The organism is Frigoribacterium sp. CFBP 8751 (assembly GCF_014841545.1).
GTDB lineage: Bacteria > Actinomycetota > Actinomycetes > Actinomycetales > Microbacteriaceae > Frigoribacterium.
Map to the genome: position 1 here is coordinate 641,453 of NZ_JACYUB010000002.1, position 25,804 is coordinate 667,256.

Consider the following 25,804-nt stretch of genomic DNA (forward strand, 5'->3'; position numbering starts at 1 on the left):
GTCCAGTCGGCGTCGGCATGCGACGAAGGGCCCGTCTCGATCGAGACGGGGCCTTCGTCGTCGAGCCCGGAGGCTCGGGGGAGGGGAGCCTAGAGGGCGCCGACCTGCTTCGCGATGGACGACTTGCGGTTCGCGGCCTGGTTCTGGTGGATGACGCCCTTGCTGGCGGCCTTGTCGAGCTTCTTCGACGCGAGGAGCAGAGCCGAGGTGGCCTTGTCCTTGTCGCCGGCGGCGATGGCCTCGCGGGTGGCGCGGACGGCGGTCTTGAGCTCGCTCTTGACGGCGCGGTTGCGGTCCTGGGCCTTCTTGTTGGTGCCGATGCGCTTGATCTGCGACTTGATGTTTGCCACGTGAACTACTTTCTGGATTCTGTGTCTCGGACGGGTGTGCGCCAGCCGAGCGTCCGACCGACGTGAATCGGTGGACCCGGTGCTGCCGCCGGTGATGGCCACCGGAGCGGCTCTCGGCTGCGATCGCGTTCCGCCACTGCAGACGTAACGCGCAAGCCAACAGGCAACGTTACCAGCAGCAGGCTCGACTCTCAACGAGCGTCGGCCCGACGGCGTGCCGTGTCGTGCGTAGTACCGTGCCATCATGCCCCAGCTCGCGCCCCACATGACCACCGTGCCCGCGTCCGGAATCCGTCGGGTGTTCGAGCTGGCGGCCCAGCTGGACGGCGTCGACATGCTCGTGGTGGGCGAGCCCGACGTGCCCGTGGCCCGCCACATCGCCGATGCCGCACGCCGCGCCTGGGCCGACGACCGCACGGACTACACGCCGAACGGGGGCATCCCGGCCCTGCGCGAGGCGCTCGTGGCCAAGCTCGCCCGGGAGAACGACGTGCACGTGGACCTCGAGCAGGTCTGGGTCACCGTCGGCGGGACGCAGGCCCTGCACCAGACGATGGGGCTCCTGCTGGCGGCGGGTGACGAGGTGCTCGTGCCGGACCCCGGCTACACGACCTTCACGATGAACGCCCGCATGCTCGACGCCGTGCCCGTGCCCTACACGCTGGCACCCGACCTCGACTTCCACCCCGACCTCGACGAGCTCGAGAACCTCGTGGGGGACCGCACCCGCGCCCTCGTCGTCAACAGTCCGTCGAACCCGCTCGGCGTCGTCTACCCAGAAGAGACGCTGCGCCGTCTGCTCGACTTCGCCCGCCGGCACGACCTCTGGGTGATCAGCGACGAGGTCTACGAGTACTTCACCTACGGGCCGAAGCACGTCAGCCTCGCCTCGCTCGACACCGACGACCGGGTGTTCAGCGTCTTCTCGATGAGCAAGACCTACGCCATGACGGGCGTGCGGGTCGGCTACCTCGTGACGCCCAAGGGTCTCGCCGAGACGATGCGCACGGTCCAGGAAGCGGCGATCAGCTGTGTGGCCGAGCCCGACCAGCACGCCGCCCTCGCGGCCGTCGTGGGGGATCACCAGCCCGTGGCCGATGCCCGGGAGCACTACCGGAGCAACCTCGACCTCGCCACGACGCTGCTCGACGAGCGGGGCATCCGATACCTCGAGCCCACCGGCGCCTTCTACCTCTGGATCGACGTGAGCCACGCCTCGCAGGGCGACGTGGCGGGATGGGCCGAGCGGTTCCTGCTGTCGGAGCGCGTCGCGGTCGCACCGGGCAGTGCGTTCGGCCGGAGCGGCGAGGGGTGGATCCGCGTCTGCCTCGCGTCCGCGCCCGAGGTGATCACCCGCGGGCTCGGCAAACTGCCCGCGCCGGTCGACCCCCGCTGACATCCGGGGGTCAGCCCCCTGGGGTCGCCGCGAGGGTCTTCCTAGGCTCGGAGCATGACGAACCAACCCGTACACACCACCGTCTCCGCCCCCACCACCGGCGTGCGCTCGCCCCTCGCCGTCTGGAGCCTCGTCCTCGGCCTCGCCTCGATCGCCTTCGGCTTCACCTTCGTCGTGCCGATCGCCGGTCTCGTCCTCGGCATCCTGTCCCGCCGCCGTGAGCCCGAGGGGCGCACCATGGCGCTCGTCGGCATCATCTCGTCCGCCGTCATGCTCGTGGGCACGCTGATCGCCCTCGCCGTCGGCCTGGCCGTCGTCGGTGGCGCGGGCGTCATCGCGCTCCTCCCCGGCACCACCGCCTGACCCGCGACCCGGCCGACCGGCCAACCCGCCCGCCCGCCCGGCCCGTCCCGCGGTCCGGCCGTCCGGCACCGCAGTCGTGCCCGCGCGCTCGCCTCCAGGGCCTGCCCCGCGTCGGCAACTCCTGTCTCCCGTCGCGGCACGAGCGGCGGACCGGGGAGGCGCGGTGTCGTCCGGGGCACCAGGCAGGAGTTGCCGACGGCCGGGCCCCGCGCGGCTCGACGCCCGATCCGTCGCCCGGGCGTGGGAGAATCGTGCGGTACCCCCGCCCACCACCCCCAGAGGATCGTGTGAGTCCCCAAGCAACCCGCGCACTCGAGCCGGCGTCGACCGAGCCCGAGTCCCTCCGCAACTTCTGCATCATCGCGCACATCGACCACGGCAAGTCGACCCTGGCCGACCGCATGCTCGGCATCACCGGCGTCGTCGAGTCGCGCGCGATGCGTGCCCAGTACCTCGACCGCATGGACATCGAGCGCGAGCGCGGCATCACGATCAAGAGCCAGGCCGTCCGCATGCCGTGGGAGCGCGACGGCGAGACGTTCGCGCTCAACATGATCGACACCCCGGGCCACGTCGACTTCAGCTACGAGGTCTCCCGTTCGCTGGCCGCCTGCGAGGGCGCGATCCTGCTGGTCGACGCGGCCCAGGGCATCGAGGCCCAGACCCTGGCGAACCTCTACCTGGCACTCGAGAACGACCTCGAGATCATCCCGGTGCTCAACAAGATCGACCTGCCGGCGGCCGACCCCGACAAGTACGCCGCCGAGTTGGCCGGCCTGATCGGCGGCGACCCCGCCGACGTGCTGCGCGTCAGCGGCAAGACCGGCATGGGCGTCGAAGAACTCCTCGACCGCGTGGTCGACCGCATCCCCTCGCCCGTCGGCGTCAAGGACGCACCGCCCCGCGCGATGATCTTCGACTCGGTCTACGACAGCTACCGCGGCGTCGTCACGTACATCCGCATGATCGACGGCACCCTGCACCCGCGCGAGAAGGTGCAGATGATGTCGACGAAGTCGACGCACGACATCCTCGAGATCGGCGTCTCGTCGCCCGAGCCCGTCCCCAGCCAGGGGCTGTCGGTCGGCGAGGTCGGCTATCTCATCACCGGCGTGAAGGACGTCCGCCTCTCGAAGGTGGGCGACACCGTCACGACGGCGGCCAAGCCCGCGACCGAGGCCCTCAGCGGCTACACCGAGCCGCTGCCCATGGTCTTCTCGGGGCTCTACCCGATCGACGGCAGCGACTACCCCATCCTGCGCGAGGCCCTCGACAAGCTCAAGCTGTCGGACGCCGCGCTGGTGTACGAACCCGAGACCTCCGTGGCCCTGGGGTTCGGCTTCCGCTGCGGGTTCCTCGGCCTGCTGCACCTCGAGATCGTCACCGAGCGCCTCGAGCGTGAGTTCGGCCTCGACCTCATCACGACGGCGCCGAGCGTCATCTACGAGGTCACGACCGAAGACAAGCAGACCGTCACGGTCACCAACCCGAGCGAATTCCCGGGCGGCAAGATCACCAGCGTCAGCGAGCCCATGGTCAAGGCGGGCATCCTCGCGCCCAAGGACTACGTCGGCGTCATCATGGAGCTCTGCCAGCAGCGCCGCGGCACCCTGCTCGGCATGGAGTACCTCGGCGAGGACAGGGTCGAGATCCGTTACGCGATGCCCCTCGGCGAGATCGTGTTCGACTTCTTCGACAGCCTCAAGTCGAAGACGGCGGGCTACGCCAGCCTCGACTACGAACCCATCGGCGACCAAGAGGCCGACCTGGTCAAGGTCGACATCCTGCTGCAGGGCGAACAGGTCGACGCGTTCAGCGCGATCGTGCACCGCGACAAGGCCTACGCCTACGGGGTCCTCATGACGGGCCGGTTGCGCGAGCTCATCCCGAGGCAGCAGTTCGAGGTGCCCATCCAGGCCGCCATCGGTGCCCGGATCATCGCCCGCGAGAGCATCCGCGCCATGCGCAAGGACGTCCTGGCCAAGTGCTACGGCGGTGACATCTCGCGCAAGCGCAAGCTGCTCGAGAAGCAGAAAGAGGGCAAGAAGCGCATGAAGACCATCGGTCGGGTCGACGTGCCCCAAGAGGCCTTCATCGCCGCCCTCAGCGGTGACGTCGAGAAGAAAGACAAGAAGTAGGGCGCATGCGTCGAGCCACCCACACCGAGACCCGCACGACCTACGGCGAGGTCGGGGCGACGCAGGCCCCCGACCTCATGCAGTACCCGCCGAAGGGATTCAAGCCGGCCGAGTACCGGGCGCGCGTCGGCCACGGCGACGCCCGCTTCGCCGCGGCCTGGATCGCCACGATGACCTGGCAGATCCAGGAACGCAGCGGCATCCGCGTCCGGGTCGACAGCGTGCCGCCGGCCGACGAGAGCGAGTACACGCCCGTCCAGTTCGACGAGCACGGGCAACCGGTCGACGCGGCCGAGTGGACGACCGCGCGCGACGAGTCGCGGTACTCGCCCGACGGCACACCCCTCCTCACGGCGGGCACGACGGCCACGCTCAGCATCGAGGCCTACGGGCGCACGGTCGAGGCGCCGGTCCGCGTCGTCTACGTCATCGACGAACCGAAGCGCAAGGGCTTCGCGTACGGAACCCTCGACGGCCACCCCGAGAGCGGCGAGGAATCCTGGATCGTCGACCAGACCGACGACGGTTCGGTCTGGCTCTCCATCAGGTCGTTCTCCAAGCCGTCGAGCGCGAAATGGCGCCTCGTGGCACCTTTCCTGCGACGCACGCAGGCGCAGTACACGAAGCGGTACCTGCGGGCCCTGAGCCTCAACGAGAAGGGCGAGCAGACCGACGAGGTCGTCGTCGTGGAGGACACCGAGGCCGGGGTCGGCGATCCCCGCGGCGACGACCGGCCCCCGACCGGTCCGCGCGGCGACGCCTCGGGAACCGGCGCCTGACGGTGCCCGGAGCCCTTCCCCTCGGCGATCCCGCCCCCGTCGACGGACGCCTGCCCGAGACCGTCGCGGTCGGCGCGGACGACCGCAACTTCGGGGTCTACCTGCACGTCCCGTTCTGCCGCGTGCGCTGCGGGTACTGCGACTTCAACACGTACACCGGCGACGAACTGCGGGGCGCACGCCGGGACGACTACGCCGGGCAGGCCGTCGCGGAGATCGAGCTCGGGGGACGTGTGCTGCGCGAGGCGGGTCTGCCGCCGCGCCGCGCCTCCTCGGTGTTCTTCGGCGGGGGCACCCCGACGATGCTGCCCGCGGGCGACCTGACGTCGATGCTGCACGCGATGGTCGACACCTGGGGTCTCGAGCCCGGCGCCGAGGTGACGACCGAGGCGAACCCCGACTCGGTCGACGCCGCGTACCTGCAGCAGCTCGCCGACGCCGGGTTCACGCGCGTCAGCTTCGGCATGCAGTCGGCCGTGCCGAGCGTGCTCGCCACCCTCGAGCGTACGCACGATCCCGAGCGCATCCCGTTCGTGGTGCGCTGGGCGCGTGACGCCGGGCTCGACGTCAGCCTCGACCTCATCTACGGCACGCCCGGCGAGACCCTCGACGACTGGAGGCGTTCTCTCGACGTCGCCCTCGAGCAGCAGCCCGACCACCTCTCGGCCTACTCGTTGATCGTCGAGGACGGCACGAAGCTCGCCCGCCAGATCAAGCGCGGCGAGGTCCCGATGCCCGACGACGACACCGCGGCCGACATGTACGAGGTCGCGGACGACCGGCTCGCCGCGGCGGGGTACGACTGGTACGAGGTCAGCAACTGGTCGCGTGGCGTCGAGCACCGCTCCCGCCACAACCTGGCCTACTGGCAGGGCCACGACTGGTGGGGCGTCGGCCCGGGCGCGCACAGCCACGTCGGCGGCGTCCGGTGGTGGAACGTCAAGCATCCGGCTGCCTACCAACAACGCATGGCCGCGGGCGAGTCACCGGCCGCGGGGCGCGAGACCCTCGACGACCAGACCCGTCGGGTCGAGCGCGTCCTGCTCGGGGTGCGCATCCGCGAGGGGCTGCCGACCTCCGAGCTCGACGACGACGGGCGCCAGGCGGTCGCCGGCCTCATCGCCGACGGCTGGGTCGAGGGGCGCCCGGCCCTGCAGGGTCGCGTGGTGCTCACCCGTGAGGGGCGCCTCATGGCCGACGCCGTCGTGCGGCGCCTGCTGCCCGACTGACCCGGCGTGCCCGGATCGAGTCACGTTCTCGGTCGGCGCCCCGAGGCGACGGACCCGGAGGCACGGGCCCGGGAGGCACGGGCAGGGGAGGCACGGGCCCGGAACGCAGGAGGCGCGGCTCCCGGGGGAGTCGCGCCTCGCGTCGTGCCCGTCCGGGCCGGTCGACCGCCTACTTGATGAACTCGATGGTCAGCGGGTACTTGTACCACTGGCCCTTGTTGGCCGCGACGGCGGCGATGATCGAGAAGATGATGACGAGGATGCCGGCGACGAGTGCGAGCACGCCTCCGATGACGATGATCGACAGGATCGCCGAGATCACGTAGACGATGGCCATCGTGATCTGGAAGTTCAGCGCGGTCTTGGTGTGTTCCCGGATGAACGGGCCACGGTCCTTCAACACGAGGTAGCCGACGAGAGCGGGGACGAACGCGAAGATGATGCCGCCGAGGTGGATGAGCGTCGACCACAGCTTCTCGTCCTCGGGGCGCATCGGCTGGACGGGCTGCGGCTGGTAGCCGGGCTGCTGGCCGTAGCCGGCGCCGGGCTGCTGGCCCTGACCGGGCTGCTGGCCGTGGCCGTAGGGCTGGCCGGGCTGCCCGTTCTGGCCGGGTCGCCCGTTCTGCGGGCCGTTCGGCTGGGCGGGAGGGTTCTCGGTCATGGCTGCACCTGTTCGTGAGTGTCCTGCGGATGTCCCCGCCACCCTAGGGCAGCCGGGCGCGGCGCGAGTAGGCCTCGCGACGGAGGTGTCGTACGATTGGCAGTCCGGCACGTCGAGTGCCAGGACCGGTCGCCCGGCGGGCGGACGACCCGGGGCGTCGAGCGAAGAGAGGTGCGTCATGGTCTCCGAACGCGGTCTCGAAGTCCTGCGCGTCATCGTGCACGACTACGTCGCGTCCCGTGAGCCCGTGGGCTCCAAGTCCATCGTCGAGCGACACCAGTTCGGCGTCTCGGCGGCGACGATCCGCAACGACATGGCGCTGCTCGAAGAAGAAGAGCTCATCGCGGCCCCGCACACCTCGTCGGGTCGGGTGCCGACCGACAAGGGCTATCGGCTCTTCGTCAACCAGCTCGCCGACCTGAGACCCCTCAGCGCCGCCCAGCGTCAGGCCATCGAGACCTTCCTCGGCGACTCCACCGACCTCGACGAGGTGCTGGGGCGAACGGTCCGTCTGCTGTCGCAGCTCACGAACCAGGTGGCGCTGGTGCAGTACCCCACCTTCTCCCGGGCCCGCGTGCGTCACGTCGAACTGGTCAGCCTGGGCGACGGCCGCGTCATGACGGTGCTCATCACCGACAGCGGCCAGGTCGAGCAGCGGGCCGTCGACATCCGCACCGCCGTCGACGAGTCCTTCCTGTCCGAACTGCGGGCCGCCATCAACGCCGCGGTCGGCGGACGGCCCCTCGGTGAGGCCTCCACGGCCCTCACCGACCTGCCGACGCGCTTCCGCCCCGATCTCGCGGCGGTCGTCGGCGTCGTCGTCGCGAGCCTCACCGAGCAGATCGCCGCCGGACGCCAGGACCGCCTCGTCATGGCCGGTGCGGCGAACCTGGTGCGCACGGGCGACGACTTCAGCGGTGACCTCTTCCCAGTGCTCGAGGCGATCGAAGAACAGGTCGCCCTGCTGCGGTTGTTCGGCGAGATGCAGCTCGACGCCGTCGACGTGGCCGCGAGCATCGGACGGGAGAACGCCTCGTTCGGGTTGTCGCAGGCGTCGGTGCTGGCCAGCGGGTACTCGACGCAGGGCAGCGAGATCGCGAGGCTCGGCGTCCTCGGGCCCATGCGCATGGACTACTCGACCAACATGGCGGCGGTGCGTGCCGTCGCCCGTTACCTGTCGTCGCTGCTCGCCGAGCGGTAGCCGACGCCGACGGCCCCGGCCGTTCCACGACCCCATCCCGTCCCGGTCCGCCGGGCCCGGCCCCGCCGGGAAGACCACCACACCACACCAGAGGCAGACGAGAACCAGTGGCAGATCATTACGACGTCCTCGGAGTCGACCGTCAGGCGACCCCGGAAGAGATCAAGAAGGCGTACCGCAAGCTCGCTCGCGAGCTGCACCCCGACGTCAATCCCAGCCCCGACGCGTCCGAACGGTTCAAGGACGTCACGCACGCCTACGACGTGCTCAGCGACCCGCAGCAACGCGAACGCTACGACCTGGGTCCGCAGCCCGGCTTCAGCGGCGGTGGCGGTGGCGGGGCCGCCGGCTTCGGCGACATCTTCGACGCGTTCTTCGGCGGTGGTGGTCAGGGCCAACGTCAGGGGCCGCGGTCCCGGCGCGAACGCGGGCAGGACGCGCTCCTGCGCCTCGAGGTCGACCTCGAGGACATCGTCTTCGGCACGCAGCGCGACATCGAGGTCGACACGGCCGTCCTCTGCGACACGTGCAGCGGCTCGTGCTGCGCACCCGGCACCTCGCCCCAGACCTGCGACATCTGCGGTGGCTCCGGGCAGATCCAGCGCACCGTGCGCTCGCTGCTCGGCAACGTCATGACGTCGAGCCCGTGCGGAACCTGCCGTGGGTACGGCACCGTCATCCCCAACCCCTGCCCGACGTGCCAGGGCCAGGGGCGCGTCCGGGCCCGGCGTTCGATCCCCATCGACATCCCCGCGGGCGTCGACACCGGGCTCAGGCTCCAGTTGCCCGGTCAGGGCGAGGTCGGCCAGGCCGGCGGCCCGAACGGCGACCTCTACCTCGAGGTCAAGGTGCGGCACCACGACACCTACAGCCGCAACGGCGACGACCTGCTGGCGACGCTCGAGGTGCAGATGACCGACGCCATCCTCGGCACGACGACGACGCTCACCGGGCTCGACGGCGAGATCGAGGTCGAGATCAGGCCCGGCACCCAGAGTGCCGACATCCTCACCGTGAAGGACCGCGGCATCACCCGACTGCGCGGAACGGGTCGCGGCGACCTCAAGATCGGCGTCCAGGTGGTCACCCCGACCAAGCTCAGCCACAAAGAGCGCGAGTTGATCGAGAAGTTCGCCTCGGGTCGGCGCTCTGCGGCTCCCGAGCTGTCGCACTTCCAGCAGGGCCTCTTCGGCAAGTTGCGCGACCGCTTCCTCAACTTCTGATCGTGGCGCACTTCTACCTGGTCGACGACCTGGTCGCCGCCGAGGTCGGTTCGACCGTCGAGCTGACCGGTTCCGAGGCGCGGCACGCGGTGACGGTCAGCCGTGTCCGGGTGGGCGAAGCGCTCACCCTCGGCAACGGTCGGGGCTTGGTGGTCCAGGGCGAGGTGAGCGAGGCGGCGCCCGAGCGGCTGGTGCTGCTCGCGACGCGGGTGGTGCGGCACGAGGCGCCGACGACGCGGCTGGTCCTCGCCCAGGCCCTCGCCAAGGGCGACCGCGACGAGCTCGCGGTACAGGCCGCGACCGAGCTCGGCGTCGACGAGATCGTCCCGTGGGCCGCGGCCCGCAGCATCTCCCGTTGGGAGGGTCCCAAGGTCGCCAAGGGGCTCACCCGCTGGTCGTCGATCGTGCGCGAGGCGACCAAGCAGTCGATCCGTCCGTGGGCGCCCGAGGTGTCCGGGCTCGCGACGACGCGGCAGCTGGCCGAGCGCGCCTCCCGCGATCTCGTCCTCGTGCTCGAGCCGTCGGCCGAGCAGGCGCTCACGGCGGTCGACCTCACCGCAGGAGGCGCGGTGCCCGACCGCGTCGTCGTGGTCGTCGGTCCCGAGGGCGGGGTGTCGCCCGCCGAGCTGCAGCAGCTAGCCGAGGCCGGTGCCCGCGCCGTGCGCCTCGGGGACGCCGTCCTGCGTACCTCCACGGCCGGTCCGGCCGCCCTGTCCGTGCTGAGCGTGCGTCTCGGCCGCTGGTGACCGCCACGCCCCCGGGGGTCGTGTCGGCGGTCGTCGCTACGATGGGCAGCATGTCCGAGACCTCCGACGAGCCCACCGTCTTCAGCCGCATCGTCGCGCGCGAGATCCCCGCCGACATCGTGTTCGAGAGCGACACGGTCATCGCGTTCCGCGACATCGCGCCCCGGGCACCCGTCCACCTGCTCGTGGTGCCCAAGACCCAGGCGTACCGCGACGTCGTCGAACTCGCCGAGGGCGACCCCGCGCTGCTCGCCGAGCTGGTGGCGACCGCCTCCCGGCTCGCGGCCGACCCGGCGGCGTTCGGGGAACACTACGGGTCCGAGTTCCGTTTGATCTTCAACACCGGCGCATCCGCCGGGCAGACCGTGTTCCACGTGCACGCCCATGTGCTCGGCGGATCCCTGGAGGAAGGCACCCTTGCCCACTAGCGACACGAATGCCACCGGCCCCTCGACACCGACGACGGGCGACGACGTCCGGCGTGTCGACGTCACCGTCGACGGCGTCGCCATGGTCCAGCTGCTGGGCCCGCAAGACCGCCTGCTGCGTGCGGTCGAGAAGCAGTACCCCGAGGTCCGCGTGCTCGTGCGCGGCAACGAGGTCACCCTCGAGGGGCCCTCGTCCGCGGTCGGCCGGGCCGAGGGGCTCGTCGACGAGCTCGTCTCGATGGTCCGCGGCGGCCACGACCTCGGCCCGGCCGAGGTCGCGACGTCGGCCCGTCTGCTCGACTCGGGGCAGGGCAGCCCGTCCGAGGTCTTCGGGCAGCCCATCGTCACCAGCCGCGGCAAGGGCGTGCGGGCGAAGACACCGGGTCAGAAAGAGTACGTCGACGCGATCGACCAGCACACCATCACGTTCGGCATCGGCCCGGCCGGTACGGGCAAGACCTACCTGGCCATGGCCAAGGCCGTCCAGGCACTGCAGCGCCGCGAGGTCCAGCGGATCATCCTGACGCGCCCCGCGGTCGAGGCCGGCGAGCGGTTGGGCTTCCTGCCCGGCACCCTCACCGACAAGATCGACCCGTACCTCCGACCGCTCTACGACGCGCTCAACGAGATGATGGACCCCGAGATCGTGCCCAAGCTGCTCGCGGCCGGCACCGTCGAGGTGGCCCCTCTGGCCTACATGCGCGGTCGGACGCTCAACGACGCGTTCGTCGTCCTCGACGAGGCGCAGAACACGACGCCCGAGCAGATGAAGATGTTCCTCACCCGGCTCGGCTTCGGCTCGCGCATGGTCGTCACGGGCGACGTCACCCAGGTCGACCTGCCCACGGGGGCCAGCGGGCTCCAGCTCGTCACGACGGTGCTCGACGGCATCGACGACATCCATTTCGCCCGTCTCACCAGCGATGACGTGGTGCGGCACACGCTCGTGGGCCGCATCGTCGACGCGTACACGACCTACGACGCCGAACGTCAGGCCCAGCAGCACCGCCGTCACGAAGCGGCGAACGACCAGGTCGAAGCGGGCAACCGCTCCGAGCGCCGGGCCGACGCCCGCGACCGCCTGCCGAAGAAGGGAACCCGGTGAGCATCGAGGTCGCCAACGAATCCGCCGTCGAGGTCGACGAGGCCACGATCCAGCGCCTGGCCACCTTCGCGCTCGACCAGATGCACGTGCATCCCGAGGCCGAGCTCGCGATCGTGTTCGTCGACGAGGCCGCGATGGAGCAACTCCACGTCCAGTGGATGGACGAACCCGGCCCGACGGACGTGCTGAGCTTCCCGATGGACGAGCTGCGTCCGGGCACCGAGGACGAGCCGACGCCGGCCGGCCTGCTCGGCGACATCGTCGTGTGTCCGCAGGTGGCCGTCGCACAGGCCGCCACGGCGGGGCACAGCCCCCTCGACGAGATGCTGCTGCTCACCTGTCACGGCGTCCTGCACCTCCTCGGGTTCGACCACGCGGAGCCCGACGACGAGCGCGAGATGTTCGGTCTGCAGCGCGAGATCCTCGCGGCCTTCGCCGCGGCCGACACGAGTCGGTGACGCCGTGATGGTCACGGTCTTCGTCGTCGTGGCGGTCTTCCTGGTGGTCTTCGGTGGCCTGTTGGCCGCGGCCGACTCGGCCCTCGGCGTGCTCAGCCGCCAGGACCTCCTCGACGAGGCCGACGACGATCCGCGCCACGCGACGGCGTTGACCGCCATCGCCGCCGACGTCGGGGCGCACGTCAACGCCGTCAACTTCGTGCGCATCCTGGCCGAGACGTCGGCGGCCGTACTCGTGTCGCTGTCGTTCGCGTTCTCGGTCGAGCCCTGGTGGTTGGCCCTCCTGCTCTCGGCGCTCATCATGACGGTCGTGTCGTTCGTCCTCGTCGGCTCCAGCCCGCGCAGCGTCGGTCGCGCCCACGCTCGTGGTCTCGTGCGGCTCACCTCGGGGCTGGTGCGGTTCGTCCGGGTCGTCCTCGGGCCCCTGGCCGACGCCCTGGTGGCCGTCGGCAACCGGGTGACCCCCGGTCGTCCGCGCAGCGCGTCGTTCTCGTCCGAAGAGCAGTTGCTCAGCATGGTCGACGAGGCGACCGAGCTCGACGTCCTCGAAGAGGACGACCGCGAGCTCATCCACTCGATCTTCGAGTTCAGCGACACCGTGGTCCGCGAGGTCATGGTGCCCCGCACCGACATGGTCACCCTCGACGCCACCGCCTCCGTCGGATCGGCGATGAGCCTCTTCCTCGGCCGAGGCGTGTCCCGCGTGCCCGTCGTCGGCCGCGATTCCGACGACGTCGTCGGCATCGTCTACCTGCGCGACCTCGCCCGACGATTGCACGAGCACAGCGGCGACGACTCGGCTCCCGTCACGACCCTCGCCCGTCCGGCGGTCTTCGTGCCCGAGTCCAAGAAGGCCGACGACGCGCTGCGACAGATGCAGCTCGACAAGAACCATCTCGCCATGGTCGTCGACGAGTACGGCGGCATCGCCGGCCTCGTCACGCTCGAGGACCTCATCGAAGAACTCGTCGGCGACATCAGCGACGAGTACGACCGCGAGGTCGCCCCGCAGCGCGAGGTCTCCGCAGGGGTCTTCCGGGTGAGCGCCCGTCTCCCCGTCGACGAGCTCGGCGACCTCTTCGGCCTCGAGCTCGACGACGACGACGTGGACTCGGTCGGCGGGTTGCTCACCAAGGTCCTGGGGCGATTGCCCGAGCAGGGGTCGGTCGTCCGCGTGTCGGGTCTCGTGCTCACGGCCGATCGCACCGAGGGTCGCCGGCACGACCTGCAGACCGTGCTGGTCGAGCGTGATCCCGACCTCGCGGACGCACAGGCCGCATTCGCCGACGCCGCTCGCGACGACTGAGCACCGGGTCGCGTCGACCCTCCACCTCCCACCCGTTCCACCACGTTCACGAAAGGCCCCCATGTCGACCACCGGAGACGACCTCACCCCCTCGGCCGCGCCTCCTCGGGGGTCGACCTACCGAGCCGGGTTCGTCTCGTTCGTCGGTCGGCCCAACGTCGGCAAGTCGACGCTGACCAACGCCCTCGTGGGCCAGAAGGTGGCCATCACCTCGTCGAAGCCGCAGACGACCCGACGGGCCATCCGCGGCATCGTGCACCAGGCGACCGGTCAGCTGGTCCTGGTCGACACCCCGGGCATGCACCGTCCGCGCACGCTGCTCGGCGAGCGGCTCAACGACATCGTCCAGACCACGCTCGGCGACGTCGACGTGATCGGGTTCTGCGTGCCGGCCGACGAGAAGCTGGGCCCGGGCGACCGGTTCATCAACGAGCAGCTCGACCAGTACCCGAGGGCCAAGAAGGTCGCGATCGTCACCAAGACCGACGCGACGTCGCGGCCGGCGGTCGCCGAGCAGTTGCTGGCGGTCAGCCGGCTGCGCGACTGGGAGGCCATCATCCCGTTGTCCGCCGTCAGTGACGTGCAGCTCGACGTCCTCACCGCCGAACTCATCAAACTCATGCCGGTGTCGCAGCCGCTCTACCCGTCCGACGCGGTGACCGAAGAGGGCCTGACCGACCGGGTGGCCGAGTACGTGCGTGAGGCCGCCCTCGAGGGCGTGCAGGACGAGCTGCCGCACTCGCTCGCCGTGACGATCGACGACATGGTCGAACGTGACGACAAGGACCTCCTCGAGATCTACGCGAACCTCTTCGTCGAGCGCGACAGCCAGAAGGCCATCGTCATCGGCAAGGGGGGTCAACGCCTGCGCGAGGTGGGTGAGCGTGCGCGGGCGCAGATCGAGCCGCTCATCGGCAAGCAGGTCTTCCTGTCGATCCGCGTGAAGGTCGCGAAAGACTGGCAGCGCGACCCGAAGCAGCTCGGTCGGCTGGGGTTCTGACACCCTCTCCCGGTCGCTCGGCGCGTCCCGGGCGGGCGGTTGGCCCTCGTCCCTGCGGATGATCGTGATGGTCCCGAGGTCGTTCACGCACGGCGGCCGGCCCGGACGGGCCACCGCAGGTCGTACGGTGGTCGGGTGATCTTCCGACGCCTCGCTCCCTACCAGGTCGCCGTCGACCTGTCGGCGGCGTTCCTGCTCGGCGTGGTCGGCCTGGTCTTGTCGGACGGCGTCGTGACGACCCCGTTCGTCGTGCTGGGCATGACGGTCACCTTCGCCCTGAGGCGGCTGTCGCCCGGGCTCGCCCTCACTCTTGCCTGGCTGGTCGCCGCGTCCCAGATGGTCACGGGCAGCACGCCCGGTGTCACGAACCTCGCGATCTGCGCAGTGCTGTACTCCACGGCCGCGTACGGCACCGACCGGGTCAAGTGGTCGGGCCTGGTCTCCGTGGGCGTGGGCGCCCTCCTGGGCACGTTCTACCTCTCGTTCGTGCAGCAGAGCCTGTTCGGCGTCGACTACGACATCTACGCGGTGACCGACGTCGTCCGCATCCTCCTGCAGCTGGGGATCAGCCTCCTCGGATTCCTCGCCCTGCTCGGTCTGCCCTGGGCCGGCGGGCTGCTGGCCCGGGCGAGATGGTCCGAGCGGCTCAGCCGTGAGGCGCGGCTCGTCGCCGAGCGCGAGACCGCCCGTGCCGAGAACGACGCCGCCCGGGCCGAGCGCGAGGCCGCCCGAGCCGAGCGGGACATCGCCGTCGAGCAAGAACGCAACCGGATCGCCCGGGACATGCACGACGTCGTCGCCCACTCGCTGGCCGTCGTGATCGCCCAGGCCGACGGGGCCCGTTACGCCGCCCGGGTCGACCCGACCTCGGTGGACGGGGCGCTCACCACCATCGCCACGACGGCTCGGGAGGCCCTCGGCGACGTCCGCGTGCTCCTCGGTCAGTTGCGGCACAGCCAGGGAGAGGCGCCGCAGCCCGCCCTCGGTGATCTCGACCGGCTGCTCGACCAGATGCGCGGCTCGGGCCTCACGGTCGACCTGCGCGTGACGGGTGAACCCCAGGTGCTCGGGACCAACCGGCAGCTCGCCGTGTTCCGCATCGTCCAGGAGAGCCTGACCAACGTCCTCCGGCACGGTGCCGTCGACCAGCCCGTCGGCCTGCACTTCGACTGGCGCTACGAGGCCCTGCACCTGGTGGTCTCGAACGTCGTGCGACCGCCGACACGTCCGGTCGACACGACCGGCGACGAGCGGCGGGGCGGCCACGGGCTCGACGGCATGCGGGAGCGTGCCACCCTGGCGGGCGGCTCGCTCACCACCCAGAACGCCGACGGACGCTTCGTCGTCCACGCCATCGTGCCGACCCTGGCACTGACCCAAGAGGTACGCATCCGATGATCGACATGCCCGGCCGCTCGACGGCACCCATCCGCGTCGCGCTGGTCGACGACCAGGCCCTGTTCCGTGCGGGCATCAAGATGCTGGTCGGCTCGCAACCCGACCTGGAGTTCGTGGGCGAGGCCAGCAACGGCGACGAGGGCGTGGCGATGGTCGCGCGCGCCACCCCCGACGTCGTCCTGATGGACATCCGCATGCCCGTCATGGACGGCATCGCCGCCACCACCGCCGTCCTGGCGCAGGCCGAGGCCGCCTCGCGCCGTCCGCCGCGCATCATCGTGCTGACGACGTTCGACCTCGACGAGGCCGCCACCCGCGCCATCCGAGGAGGCGCGAGCGGTTTCGTCCTCAAGGACGCCGACCCCGAGTTCCTGCTCGCCGCGATCCGCACCGTGCACGCGGGCAACGCCGTGATCGCGGCGTCCGCCACGCGAGAGCTCTTCGAGCACTTCGACGGACGTGCCTCACGCGCCCGGGCCGTGCCCGAGTCGTTCGGCACCCTCACCACCCGGGAGCGGGACATCTTCGACCTCGCGGCGCGGGGCCTCAGCAACTCCGAGATCGCGTCGCGGGAGTTCCTCAGCGAGGCGACCGTCAAGACCCACATCAGCCGTGTGCTGTCGAAGCTGTCCCTGCGTGACCGGGTGCAGCTCGTGGTCTACGCGTACGAACACGGGCTCGCCGAGTAGGTCCGAGCTCGAGGCGAGTCCCTGGCCGACGTCGACAGGACGCCGGTCGGGCGCCGTGCCAGGGCCTTCACGCGTACCGGCGCCGACACCGGCACCGTGCAGAGACTGACCGCAACTGATGAGGATGCTGTGACCGAGCGGCGTGGCTCGTGTCGGCTCACTCCGTGGCGGCAGAGTGTCACCTGGGTGGTCATCACCCCGATCCTCCGCCGAAAGAAGCTCTCGAATGAACTGGTTGCTGTCGGTCCCGTTGTTGTCGTCGACGTCGCTGCTGGTGGTCGACGTGGTCGCCGTCCTGATCGCGATCGCGCTCCTCGTCCGTCCGCGGACCCGACGGACGTGGTGGCGGTGGATCGCCCTCGCGGTCCTCGCCGGGGCCGGCCTGGGCGCCGTCGTCACCTGGTGGCTCGGCGACGTGCGCGACGTGCTGGGACTGTCGCCCACCTGGGTGGACCGTTTCTGGGTCGCCGCGGTGGTCGCCGGCCTCGGGGTGGTCGTCGTCAACCTCATCCGTACCCGGTGGTGGCGCAAGGTCGTGGCCGTCGTGGCGGTCCTGGTGTTCGCCCTGGCCGGCGGACTGGCGCTGAACCGGGACGGCAGCGTGTACCAGAACCTGTCGCAGGCGCTCGGCCTGGACGAGGTGCCGGCTCTTCCGGCGACCGCCACCGCGCCTCCGTCCGCGGCCTCCGCGTCGACGGAGTTCGACCCGACCCTCTGGTCGACCTGGAAGGCCCCGTCCGACCTGCCCGCCACGGGCCGGTACGGCAGCGTGTCCATCCCCGGCACGGTCTCGCACTTCCCGGCACGCGACGCCGTCGTCTACCTGCCTCCGGCGGCCCTCGTGGCGAACGCCCCCGCCCTCCCCGTGATGATCATGATGTCGGGGCAACCCGCCGAACCGAGCTCGGTGGTCACGGCCGGCCACCTCGTCGAGACGCTCGACGCCTTCGCGGCGAAGAACCACGGTCTCGCACCGATCGTCGTCGTCCCCGACCAGTTGAGTGCCGACGCGCACAACCCGATGTGCGTCGACGGCGTCCTGGGCAACAGCGCCACCTACATCACCACCGACGTGGTCGACTACATGACGAGCCACTTCCACGTGGCCTCCGGCCCGAGGGCGTGGGCGGTCGGCGGGTTCTCGCAGGGCGGTACCTGCTCGATCCAGTTCGCCGCGTCGCGACCCGACCTGTTCTCGACCTTCATCGACGTGTCGGGTGAACTCGGCCCGTCGATCGGCGACGAGAAGACCACGATCGACCAGGGCTTCGCCGGGAACCGAGCGGCCTACGAGGCGGCCCAACCGCAAGCGATCATGGCGAAGCACGGGCCCTACGCGGACACCGCGGCGTTCTTCGCCGTCGGTGCGACCGACGGCCCGTACGGTCAGATCATGACGGTGAACTCGGCGGCGGCGGCGAAGGCGGGCATGGCGGTGACGCGCTACGTCTCACCGGGCAGCGGACACGACTGGACGACCGCGACCAACGGCTTCGCCCACGGCATCGGGCAGTTCTACCCGCGCCTCGGCCTGAGCGCGGCGGTGCAGACCCCGTGAGCGCCGACGTGACCGAGGCCGGCCCGGACGCACCGACACCGCCCGATCCCCACGAGCCCGTGCCCCACGAGCCGGGGCGGGTGCGACAGGTCGCAGAGGGCATCGGCACCCGTCTGGTGGCGTTCGCCCGCGTCCGTCCCGTGAGTCTCGCGCTCGCGCTGCTGCTCGTCGTGCTGGCTCTCGCCTCGGGCAGCCTGACGCACGCTCCGAGCGAGCGGCTGCGGGAACTCGTCGGCGCGGGGCTCGACCCCTTCGAGGACCGCACCTCGTGGCTGCTCGTCTTCGGGTCGGTGTTCTTCGCCGGCGGTCCCGCCCAACTCGTCCTGGCCGTGGTCGGCGTCCTCGTGCTCGTGGGCGCCGCCGAGCGCCGCATGGGCCCGTGCCGCACGGTCGCGGCCTACCTCGTGACGGCCGTCGTGGCGACCGGCGTCGGCGTCGCGGTCCAGGCCCTGGGGCAGGCGCTCGGCGAGACCTGGGCCCTCGAAGTGGCCGCCGAGTCCACCCTCCACCCGCTCACGCCGGCCCTCGGCACGATCATGACCGCCAGCGCGTTCTCCGGACCGCTCTGGCGACGCCGCATCCGGCTGGTCGGCTTCTCGTTCGTGTTCGCCTTCGTGCTGTACGACGGGCATCCCTCGGGTCTCTACGCGCTCCTCGGCGCCCTGGTCGGGCTCGCGTTCGGGGTGGTCCTGGCCGGCCGTCCCGCCGAGCGCGGATGGCTGCGCAGCTCGCACCACGAGGTGCGACGCCTCGCCTCGACCATCGTCGCGGTGACGGCCCTCGGTCCCGTCCTGACCCTGCTCACCCGCAGCCCCATCGGGGCGCTCTCGCCCCTCGGCATGCTGTTCCGTGACGTCCTGCCGGGGCGGTCGCTCTCGGCCGCCTGCGCGGCGGCGGGACAGGGCGCACCCGACCGGCACGCGCCCCCGATCGGGGCCTGCGCGCGGGCCGCGGCCCTCGCGGGCATCGACACCGTGCCGACGGTCCTGCTCAGCCTCCTCCCACTGGCGGTGCTGCTCGTGTGCGCCTGGTACCTGCGGCGTGGTCGTCGCCTCGCCCTCGACGTGGCCGTCGCGGTCAACGGGCTGCTCGCCGTCTTCGCCGGTCTCTACTACGTGGTGCTCCCCGTCACGACCGATCCGGTCGTCGACCAGCCCCGCCACGTGGTCGAGAGGGGCGTGCTCGCCGTGCTGGCGGTCGCCGTGCCGGCCGCGGTCGCCGTCGGACTGTTCCTCCTCCGTCGTCACTTCGGCATCGGGGCCGAGGGGACGCGACGGCCGCGGTTCGCCCTCGTCGTCGTGCTGTCGGGTGTCGTGCTGGCGGTGACGTTCGCCGTCCTCGCGTGGCTGGGGCGCGCCTCCTTCGTGCCGACGATCGAACCGTGGACGCTGCTGCTCGACGTGCCCGAACGCTTCGTGCCGGTCGGTTTCGTCGGGCTCACCCGCATCGGGCCGGTGCCCGACGGCGGCGTCGTCCGGGCCGCGTTCGAGTGGGTGGGGCCGCTCTGGTGGCTCGTCGTGCTGGTCGGGCTCGTGGTGGGTGCGACACGGCCGGGGGACGTCCGTCCCGACGCGGCGCGTGCCCAGGTGCGCGAGATCGTCCACCGGGGTACGCCGGGCACCTTGTCGCACATGGCCTTGTGGGAGGGCAACCGGTACTGGTTCACGGCCGACGGTCGCGCGGCCGTCGCCTATCGCGTCGTCGCGGGGATCGCGGTCACCACGGGTGAGCCCTTGTGCCCGGCCGACCGGCTCCCCGAGGTCACGCGTGAGTTCGCGCGCTGGTGCGACGACCAGGGGCTCACCCCGGTCTTCTACAGCGTGAGGGGCGAACTCTCGCCCCTCTTCGCCGACATGGGCTGGTCGACGCTGCCCGTCGGCGAAGAGACCGTGCTCCACCCGGCCACCTTCGCCATGACCGGCAAGAAGTGGCAGGACGTCCGGTCGAGCATCAACCGCGCGACCAAGAACGGGGTCCGGGCCGAGTGGACCCGCTACGCCGACCTCCGGCCCGCGGTCGCCCGCCAGATCGGCGAGATCAGCGAGCAGTGGGTCGCCGAGAAGAACCTGCCCGAGATGGGCTTCACACTCGGCGGCGTGGACGAGTTGCGTGACCCCGACGTGGCGCTGATGCTCGCACTGGACGAGGACGACTCGGTCCAGGCGGTGACGAGCTGGTTGCCCTCCTGGCGCGACGGAGAGGTCGTCGGCTGGACGCTCGACTTCATGCGACGCCGACCCGACAGCATGAACGGCGTGATGGAGTTCGTCATCGCTTCGTCGGCACTGGCCATGAAAGAGCAGGGGGTCGAGTTCCTCAGCCTGTCGGCGGCACCGCTCGCGACGAGCGCGTCCTCCGACGGCCCGGCGTCACAGACCGAACGTGTGCTCACCTTCCTCGGACGGGTGCTCGAACCGGCCTACGGCTTCCGGACCCTGCTGACCTTCAAGAAGAAGTTCCAGCCCGAGTTCGTGCCCCTCGTCATGGCCTTCCCCGATCCCGTGCAGCTGCCGGCCATCGGCACGGCCCTCGGTCGCGCCTACCTGCCCGACCTCTCGGTCGGTGCCGTCGTGCGGCTCGTCCGCACGGTGGTCTGATCGCGCGGGGGAGCCGAGGAGGCGCGGTGCCCGTCCGCGACGACCCGCGCCTCCTCGGTCGGTGCTAGCCTCGTCACGTGTTCACCGGCCTGCTCCTTCTTAGCTGCCGCGGCGAGTCCTGACCCAGGCCCCCCTCGTCGCGGAGTTCGTCGTCGGCCGACACCCCCGCGAAGAGCAGCCCCTCGAGGGCGAGAGAGACCACAGGACATGAAGAACGCACAGCAGCCGTCGGCCATGCCGATCCACAAGTACCGGCCCTTCCACGAGCAGATCGCCGTCGACCTGCCCGACCGCACCTGGCCCTCGAAGCGCATCACCGAGGCGCCGCGCTGGTGCGCCGTCGACCTCCGCGACGGCAACCAGGCCCTGATCGACCCGATGAGCCCCGAGCGCAAGCGCATCATGTTCGACCTGCTGGTCGGCATGGGCTACAAAGAGATCGAGGTCGGTTTCCCGAGCGCCTCGCAGACCGACTTCGACTTCGTGCGCAGCCTCATCGACGAGGGCGCCATCCCCGACGACGTGACGATCCAGGTGCTGACCCAGGCGCGCGAGCACCTGATCGCCCGCACCTACGAGTCGATCGCCGGCGCCAAGCAGGCCATCGTCCACCTGTACAACTCGACGAGCGTGCTGCAGCGCGACGTCGTGTTCCGCACCGACCGTCAGGGCATCGTCGACATCGCGCTCGAGGGCGTCCGGCTGTGCCTCGAGGCCGAGAAGACCATCCCCGAGACGGCCGTCTTCTACGAGTACTCGCCCGAGAGCTACACCGGCACCGAGCTCGACTTCGCGCTCGACATCTGCAACCAGGTGATCGAGGCCTTCGACGCGACGCCCGCGCGTCCCGTGATCGTCAACCTGCCGGCGACCGTCGAGATGGCGACCCCCAACGTCTACGCCGACTCGATCGAGTGGATGCACCGCCACCTGGCCCGTCGTGACAGTGTCATCCTGTCGCTGCACCCGCACAATGACCGGGGTACCGGCATCGCCGCCGCCGAGCTGGGTTACCTGGCCGGGGCCGACCGCATCGAGGGCTGCCTCTTCGGCAACGGCGAGCGGACCGGCAACGTCGACCTCGTCGCGCTGGGCATCAACCTGTTCACCCAGGGCATCGACCCGCAGATCGACTTCAGCGACCTCGACATGGTCAAGCGCACCGCCGAGCACTGCAACCAGCTGCCCGTGCACGAACGCAGCCCGTGGGCCGGCGACCTCGTCTACACGGCGTTCTCCGGCTCGCACCAGGACGCCATCAAGAAGGGCTTCGAGGCCATGGCCGCCACCGCGGCGTCCCGCGGGGTCGACGTCGACGAACTGGAATGGGCCGTGCCGTACCTGCCGGTCGACCCCAAAGACCTGGGACGCAGCTACGAGGCGGTCATCCGCGTCAACTCGCAGTCGGGCAAGGGCGGCGTGGCCTACCTGCTCAAGGCCGACCACGCCATCGACCTGCCCCGCAAGCTGCAGATCGAGTTCAGCGGCGTCGTCCAGTCACGCACCGACGAAGAGGGCGGCGAGATGACGAGCGCCCACATCTGGTCGATCTTCCAGGACGAGTACCTGCCCGCCGACGAGGCCGACGACAAGTGGGGCCGCTTCGAGCTGACCCGCACGAGCACCGCGAGCGACATGTCGGGCGAGACCGTGCTCGACGTCGACCTGCGGGTCGGCGAGACGGTCGAGTCGACGTCGGCCCGTGGCACGGGGCCCATCGCGGCGTTCATCGCCGTCCTCGCCGAGCAGGGCGTCCAGGTCAAGCTGTACGACTACGTCGAGCACACCCTCAGCGCATCGGGCGACGCTCAGGCCGCTGCCTACGTCGAGCTCGACGTCGACGGCACCCGGCTCTGGGGCGTCGGCATCGACGCCGACATCTCGACGGCCTCGCTCAAGGCCATCGTCTCGGCCGTCAACCGCGCCATCCGCACGACGACCGACGTGCTCGAGCTCGCCTCGGTCTAGGCGGCCCGCTCCGTCCCGACCCGCCCCCGGTGCCCTCGGCGCCGGGGGCGTCGACGTGTGGCAGCAGGTGTCGTGTCGCCGGAGGTGTCGTGCGGCCGCAGGTGTCGGCAACTCCTGGCTGGTGTCGCGCGCGGGTGCGGTTCTGCGGCGTGTCGGGGTCCGCTGGCGCAGGGTGCAGGAGTTGCCGACGAGAGCGGGCAACTCCTGCCTGGTGTCGCGCGCGGGTGCGGCGGCGCGGCCGGCGGCGTGCCGGTACAGAGAGCCGAGCGCCGGCGGCCGGGGTCAGCGGGGCCGGCGCCAGCGGGGGAGCCGGCTGAGGGCGCGCTGCTCGGGCAGGGTCCAGCCGAACCGGACGGCCAGCATCCGGATGACCAGCGTGATCGACGTGCCCGCGATGGCGGACACGGCCACGGGTGCGCCGAGCGACACCGCCACGACCAGCACGATGGTCCCTCCGGCCGCCGCGACGGCGTAGAGCGAACCGACGTGCATCATCGCGATGGTGAGGTTCATCAGCAGGTCGCGCAGCACCGAACCGCCGACGGCGGCGATGACCCCGACGAACACGGCAGGGATCTCGGGCAGTCCGAGCGAGAGTGCCTTGGTCGACCCGATCGCACCGAGCAGTCCGATCGTCAGGGCGTCGAGCACGGTGATGACTCCGGCCAGCCGGGTGAACACCCGCTGCAGCGCCATGCCGACGATCGCGGCCGCGACGGCGACGAGCAGGTACCAGTTGCTCGTCATGGCCCGTGGCACCTCGCCGAGCAGGACGTCGCGCAGCACGCCGCCGCCGAGACCGGTGGCGATGCCGATGATGGCGATGCCGAGCAGGTCGAGACGACGGTCCTTGTACTCGGACGCGAACATCGCCCCCTGCAGGCTGCCGATGCCGACGGCGAGGAGGTCCACCCACAGGGGTACGGCGAAGGCTGTGGCGTGCACCTGACGTTTGTACCACGCGTGCGATGCTTGGTCGGTGCCCGTCTACCGTGATGAATGCGTCGTGTTGCGCACCCACAAGCTGGGTGAGGCCGACCGCATCCTCACGATGCTCAGCCGCAACCACGGCAAGATCCGGGCCGTGGCCAAGGGCGTCCGGCGGACGGCCTCGAAGTTCGGCGCGCGCCTCGAGCCGATGATGGTCGCCGACCTCCAGCTGTACGAAGGCCGCTCGCTCGACATCGTGCAGCAGGCCGAGTCGCTCGGCTCGTACGGCGCCGTGATCGCGGCCGACTACGAGAGCTACACGGCCGGCAGCGTCATGGTCGAGACGGCCGACAAACTGACCGAGGCCGAGGCGGGTCTGCAGCAGTACCTCCTGCTCGTCGGGGCCCTCCGTTCGCTTGCGCGGCACGAGCACGCCCCCCAGCTCACGCTCGACTCGTACCTCCTGCGTGCGCTCAGCATCGCGGGCTGGTCGCCGAGCTTCGGCGACTGTGCCGTGACCGGTGCCCCCGGGCCGCACTCGGCCTTCGTCGTCCAGCTCGGTGGCGTGGTAACCGACTCGCACGCGCCTCCGGGCGCTCCGCGGTTGACGCAGGAGGCGCTGGCCCTGTTGGGCGCGCTGCTCACGGGGGACTGGGACCACGCCGAAGACGCGCCCGACGCGACCCGCAACCAGGCGAGCGGCGTCGTCGCCGCCTACACGCAGTGGCACCTCGAACGGGGACTGCGATCGCTGCAGCACGTCGACCGGGTGCCCGGAAGGGAGAGACAGTGAAGAAGACCCACCGCGACGCCGCCGACTTCCGCCCCCTCGACTGGACCGGCGTCCACCCGCCGGCGATGCCGCGGGGCGCCGTGCCCGAGCACGTCGCGATCGTCATGGACGGCAACGGCCGCTGGGCGAACGGGCGGGGGCTCACCCGCGTCGAAGGGCACAAGGCCGGCGAGATGTCGCTGCTCGACGTGGTCGCCGGGGCGATCCAGATCGGCGTGAAGCACCTCAGCGTCTACGCGTTCTCGACCGAGAACTGGAAGCGCTCACCCGACGAGGTGCGCTTCCTGATGGGGTTCAACCGCGACGTGCTGCACCGTCGACGCGACCAGCTGAACGCCTGGGGAGTGAGGGTCCGCTGGGCCGGGCGGAAACCGCGGCTGTGGGGGTCGGTGATCAAAGAACTGCAGTTCGCCGAAGAGCTGACCGAGGGCAACGACGTCCTGACGCTGACGATGTGCGTCAACTACGGCGGGCGGACCGAGATCGCCGACGCGGTGCGCTCCATCGCCGACGACGTCGCTGCCGGGCGGCTCAAGCCCTCGGCCGTCGGCGAGAAGCTGATCCAGAAGCGGCTCTACGCGCCCGAACTGCCCGACGTCGACCTGTTCGTGCGCAGCTCGGGCGAGCAGCGCACGAGCAACTTCATGCTCTGGCAGTCCGCCTACGCCGAGATGGTTTTCCTCGACCGACTGTGGCCCGACTTCACCCGCACCGACCTGTGGCAGGCCGTCGAGACGTACGCCTCGCGCACCCGACGGTTCGGGGGAGCGGTGGACGCCCCCAGCCCGGCCTGACCGGACGTCCGTCAGAACTGGATGTTCGCGCCCAGGAAGATCCGCTCGGCCGGCCACAGGAACTGCAGGGTCAGCGGTCCGTCGCTCGCCCGGTGGAACCAGGCGTTGGCGAAGACCGTGGACTCGCCGGGCAGCAGGTACCAGTTCGCGCTGTCGGCCGGGAACTTCGACTCGAGCGAGGTCTCGTAACCCATCTGGGTCAACAGGTCCTGCCCGGCGAAGACGTCCTGCGTGGCGAGGTCGTTGCCGTACGACGAGTAGTCGGCGCTCAGGTCGGTCAGGTCGAGCCGACGCTGCGAGTTGTTCGTCAGGACGTACGCCGTGACCTGGACGTCGGTGCCCGCCGGGTAGGGGTCGGTGCCGTCGGGGCGGGCGTAGATCGAGGGTGCCGAGGTCGTCAGCTCGCCGACGCCGTAGACGTAGATCGTGAGGTCCTTGTAGTTGACCTGGCCGAGCAGCGTGCCGCCGGGGGCGAGGGCGTCGGGTTGCGACCCCGAGCCGCCTCCGGTGCCGGGGGCGCCGGTCACCTGGGGCTGCGGCGCGCCGGTGGCACCCGGGCCCGAGGTCGGCGCCGACCCGCCTGCGCCGACGGGCGTCAGGTCGTCGAGGCTCGGGAAGCAGCCGGTCAGCCCGACGAGGGCCAGCACCGAGACGGCGATGCCGACGGTCAGTCTTCTGCGCACGACCTGCACCT

24 protein-coding genes are annotated in these 25,804 nt (G+C 70.8%); 20 read left to right on the top strand and 4 right to left on the bottom strand.

From position 1 onward, the window contains the following. Window positions 1–89 precede the first annotated feature (89 nt). The gene (rpsT, locus tag IFT88_RS08800; protein ID WP_043596189.1) at window positions 90–350 is read right to left on the bottom strand and encodes a 30S ribosomal protein S20; all 261 of its coding nucleotides are present in this window, start codon (window positions 348–350) and stop codon (window positions 90–92) included. 244 nt (window positions 351–594) lie between these two features. Here rpsT and IFT88_RS08805 point away from each other — a divergent pair, with 244 nt between their 5' ends. The 5 genes from IFT88_RS08805 (at window position 595) to hemW (ending at window position 6,255) form a co-directional block, all read left to right on the top strand. Continuing rightward, the gene (locus IFT88_RS08805) at window positions 595–1,746 is read left to right on the top strand and encodes a pyridoxal phosphate-dependent aminotransferase (protein ID WP_043596190.1); all 1,152 of its coding nucleotides are present in this window, start codon (window positions 595–597) and stop codon (window positions 1,744–1,746) included. Between the two features lie 54 nt (window positions 1,747–1,800). Then, entirely contained in the window at window positions 1,801–2,109 is a 309-nt protein-coding gene (locus IFT88_RS08810; protein WP_192120039.1) for a DUF4190 domain-containing protein, read from the top strand. A 287-nt stretch (window positions 2,110–2,396) separates the two neighbouring features. Beyond that, complete coding sequence (lepA, locus tag IFT88_RS08815; RefSeq protein WP_192120041.1) at window positions 2,397–4,247, top strand: translation elongation factor 4; 1,851 nt, start codon at window positions 2,397–2,399, stop codon at window positions 4,245–4,247. A 5-nt stretch (window positions 4,248–4,252) separates the two neighbouring features. Next, window positions 4,253–5,026: a DUF1990 family protein gene (locus IFT88_RS08820; RefSeq protein ID WP_082059736.1), complete on the top strand. Its 774-nt coding sequence runs from the start codon at window positions 4,253–4,255 to the stop codon at window positions 5,024–5,026. A gap of 2 nt (window positions 5,027–5,028) precedes the next feature. Next, window positions 5,029–6,255 (top strand): radical SAM family heme chaperone HemW, encoded by a 1,227-nt coding sequence (hemW, locus tag IFT88_RS08825; protein ID WP_192120043.1) that lies wholly within the window; start codon window positions 5,029–5,031, stop codon window positions 6,253–6,255. A gap of 169 nt (window positions 6,256–6,424) precedes the next feature. Here hemW and IFT88_RS08830 read toward each other — a convergent pair whose 3' ends face one another. After that, window positions 6,425–6,916 carry a DUF4870 domain-containing protein gene (locus IFT88_RS08830; protein ID WP_231567002.1) on the bottom strand — a complete coding sequence of 164 codons (492 nt, stop codon included), beginning with the start codon at window positions 6,914–6,916 and terminating at the stop codon, window positions 6,425–6,427. A gap of 178 nt (window positions 6,917–7,094) precedes the next feature. On the opposite strand from IFT88_RS08830, the gene hrcA reads away from it, so the two are divergent. The 13 genes from hrcA (at window position 7,095) to leuA (ending at window position 22,593) form a co-directional block, all read left to right on the top strand. After that, window positions 7,095–8,117, top strand: coding sequence for a heat-inducible transcriptional repressor HrcA (gene hrcA, locus IFT88_RS08835; RefSeq protein ID WP_192120045.1), 1,023 nt, complete (start codon window positions 7,095–7,097; stop codon window positions 8,115–8,117). Between the two features lie 107 nt (window positions 8,118–8,224). Next, entirely contained in the window at window positions 8,225–9,340 is a 1,116-nt protein-coding gene (gene dnaJ / locus IFT88_RS08840; RefSeq protein ID WP_192120047.1) for a molecular chaperone DnaJ, read from the top strand. Between the two features lie 2 nt (window positions 9,341–9,342). Then, window positions 9,343–10,086 (top strand): 16S rRNA (uracil(1498)-N(3))-methyltransferase, encoded by a 744-nt coding sequence (locus tag IFT88_RS08845; RefSeq protein WP_043592557.1) that lies wholly within the window; start codon window positions 9,343–9,345, stop codon window positions 10,084–10,086. 50 nt (window positions 10,087–10,136) lie between these two features. Beyond that, a complete protein-coding gene (locus IFT88_RS08850) occupies window positions 10,137–10,514 on the top strand; it encodes a histidine triad nucleotide-binding protein (RefSeq protein WP_192120049.1) in 378 nt (125 codons plus the stop codon). Further along, window positions 10,504–11,619 carry a PhoH family protein gene (locus IFT88_RS08855; protein WP_043592558.1) on the top strand — a complete coding sequence of 372 codons (1,116 nt, stop codon included), beginning with the start codon at window positions 10,504–10,506 and terminating at the stop codon, window positions 11,617–11,619. The genes IFT88_RS08850 and IFT88_RS08855 overlap by 11 nt, the downstream gene beginning before the upstream one ends. Beyond that, a complete protein-coding gene (gene ybeY, locus IFT88_RS08860; protein WP_043592560.1) occupies window positions 11,616–12,077 on the top strand; it encodes an rRNA maturation RNase YbeY in 462 nt (153 codons plus the stop codon). Before IFT88_RS08855 ends, ybeY begins: the two co-directional genes overlap by 4 nt. A gap of 7 nt (window positions 12,078–12,084) precedes the next feature. Then, entirely contained in the window at window positions 12,085–13,383 is a 1,299-nt protein-coding gene (locus tag IFT88_RS08865) for a hemolysin family protein (protein WP_052505052.1), read from the top strand. A gap of 61 nt (window positions 13,384–13,444) precedes the next feature. After that, the gene (gene era, locus IFT88_RS08870; RefSeq protein WP_043592564.1) at window positions 13,445–14,383 is read left to right on the top strand and encodes a GTPase Era; all 939 of its coding nucleotides are present in this window, start codon (window positions 13,445–13,447) and stop codon (window positions 14,381–14,383) included. Between the two features lie 135 nt (window positions 14,384–14,518). After that, on the top strand, window positions 14,519–15,781 hold the full coding sequence (locus IFT88_RS08875) for a sensor histidine kinase (RefSeq protein WP_052505053.1): 1,263 nt from the start codon (window positions 14,519–14,521) through the stop codon (window positions 15,779–15,781). Then, the gene (locus tag IFT88_RS08880) at window positions 15,778–16,470 is read left to right on the top strand and encodes a response regulator (protein WP_369813993.1); all 693 of its coding nucleotides are present in this window, start codon (window positions 15,778–15,780) and stop codon (window positions 16,468–16,470) included. Before IFT88_RS08875 ends, IFT88_RS08880 begins: the two co-directional genes overlap by 4 nt. A 226-nt stretch (window positions 16,471–16,696) precedes the next feature. Beyond that, window positions 16,697–18,028, top strand: coding sequence for an alpha/beta hydrolase (locus IFT88_RS08885; protein ID WP_043592565.1), 1,332 nt, complete (start codon window positions 16,697–16,699; stop codon window positions 18,026–18,028). Further along, entirely contained in the window at window positions 18,025–20,625 is a 2,601-nt protein-coding gene (locus tag IFT88_RS17395) for a phosphatidylglycerol lysyltransferase domain-containing protein (RefSeq protein WP_192120051.1), read from the top strand. The genes IFT88_RS08885 and IFT88_RS17395 overlap by 4 nt, the downstream gene beginning before the upstream one ends. A gap of 207 nt (window positions 20,626–20,832) precedes the next feature. Then, entirely contained in the window at window positions 20,833–22,593 is a 1,761-nt protein-coding gene (gene leuA, locus IFT88_RS08895) for a 2-isopropylmalate synthase (RefSeq protein WP_056226187.1), read from the top strand. A gap of 282 nt (window positions 22,594–22,875) precedes the next feature. Here leuA and IFT88_RS08900 read toward each other — a convergent pair whose 3' ends face one another. Beyond that, on the bottom strand, window positions 22,876–23,538 hold the full coding sequence (locus IFT88_RS08900) for a trimeric intracellular cation channel family protein (RefSeq protein ID WP_043592569.1): 663 nt from the start codon (window positions 23,536–23,538) through the stop codon (window positions 22,876–22,878). 34 nt (window positions 23,539–23,572) lie between these two features. Here IFT88_RS08900 and recO point away from each other — a divergent pair, with 34 nt between their 5' ends. Both recO and IFT88_RS08910 read left to right on the top strand, forming a co-directional pair. Then, complete coding sequence (gene recO / locus IFT88_RS08905; protein WP_043592571.1) at window positions 23,573–24,316, top strand: DNA repair protein RecO; 744 nt, start codon at window positions 23,573–23,575, stop codon at window positions 24,314–24,316. Continuing rightward, window positions 24,313–25,110 carry an isoprenyl transferase gene (locus tag IFT88_RS08910; RefSeq protein WP_342212109.1) on the top strand — a complete coding sequence of 266 codons (798 nt, stop codon included), beginning with the start codon at window positions 24,313–24,315 and terminating at the stop codon, window positions 25,108–25,110. The genes recO and IFT88_RS08910 overlap by 4 nt, the downstream gene beginning before the upstream one ends. An 11-nt stretch (window positions 25,111–25,121) precedes the next feature. Here the strand turns inward: IFT88_RS08910 and IFT88_RS08915 are convergent, their stop codons facing one another. Beyond that, on the bottom strand, window positions 25,122–25,793 hold the full coding sequence (locus tag IFT88_RS08915; RefSeq protein ID WP_137847072.1) for a hypothetical protein: 672 nt from the start codon (window positions 25,791–25,793) through the stop codon (window positions 25,122–25,124). Between the last annotated feature and the right edge of the window lie 11 nt (window positions 25,794–25,804).

Excerpts from the sequence above, each read along its gene's own strand:
- IFT88_RS08805 (WP_043596190.1), top strand. The coding sequence starts at position 595 with ATGCCCCAGCTCGCGCCCCACATGACCACCGTGCCCGCGTCCGGAATC.
- IFT88_RS08810 (WP_192120039.1), top strand. The coding sequence starts at position 1,801 with ATGACGAACCAACCCGTACACACCACCGTCTCCGCCCCCACCACCGGC.
- IFT88_RS08820 (WP_082059736.1), top strand. The coding sequence starts at position 4,253 with ATGCGTCGAGCCACCCACACCGAGACCCGCACGACCTACGGCGAGGTC.
- IFT88_RS08830 (WP_231567002.1), bottom strand. The coding sequence starts at position 6,916 with ATGACCGAGAACCCTCCCGCCCAGCCGAACGGCCCGCAGAACGGGCGA.
- hrcA (WP_192120045.1), top strand. The coding sequence starts at position 7,095 with ATGGTCTCCGAACGCGGTCTCGAAGTCCTGCGCGTCATCGTGCACGAC.
- IFT88_RS08850 (WP_192120049.1), top strand. The coding sequence starts at position 10,137 with ATGTCCGAGACCTCCGACGAGCCCACCGTCTTCAGCCGCATCGTCGCG.
- IFT88_RS08865 (WP_052505052.1), top strand. The coding sequence starts at position 12,085 with ATGGTCACGGTCTTCGTCGTCGTGGCGGTCTTCCTGGTGGTCTTCGGT.
- era (WP_043592564.1), top strand. The coding sequence starts at position 13,445 with ATGTCGACCACCGGAGACGACCTCACCCCCTCGGCCGCGCCTCCTCGG.
- IFT88_RS08880 (WP_369813993.1), top strand. The coding sequence starts at position 15,778 with ATGATCGACATGCCCGGCCGCTCGACGGCACCCATCCGCGTCGCGCTG.
- IFT88_RS08885 (WP_043592565.1), top strand. The coding sequence starts at position 16,697 with ATGAACTGGTTGCTGTCGGTCCCGTTGTTGTCGTCGACGTCGCTGCTG.
- leuA (WP_056226187.1), top strand. The coding sequence starts at position 20,833 with ATGAAGAACGCACAGCAGCCGTCGGCCATGCCGATCCACAAGTACCGG.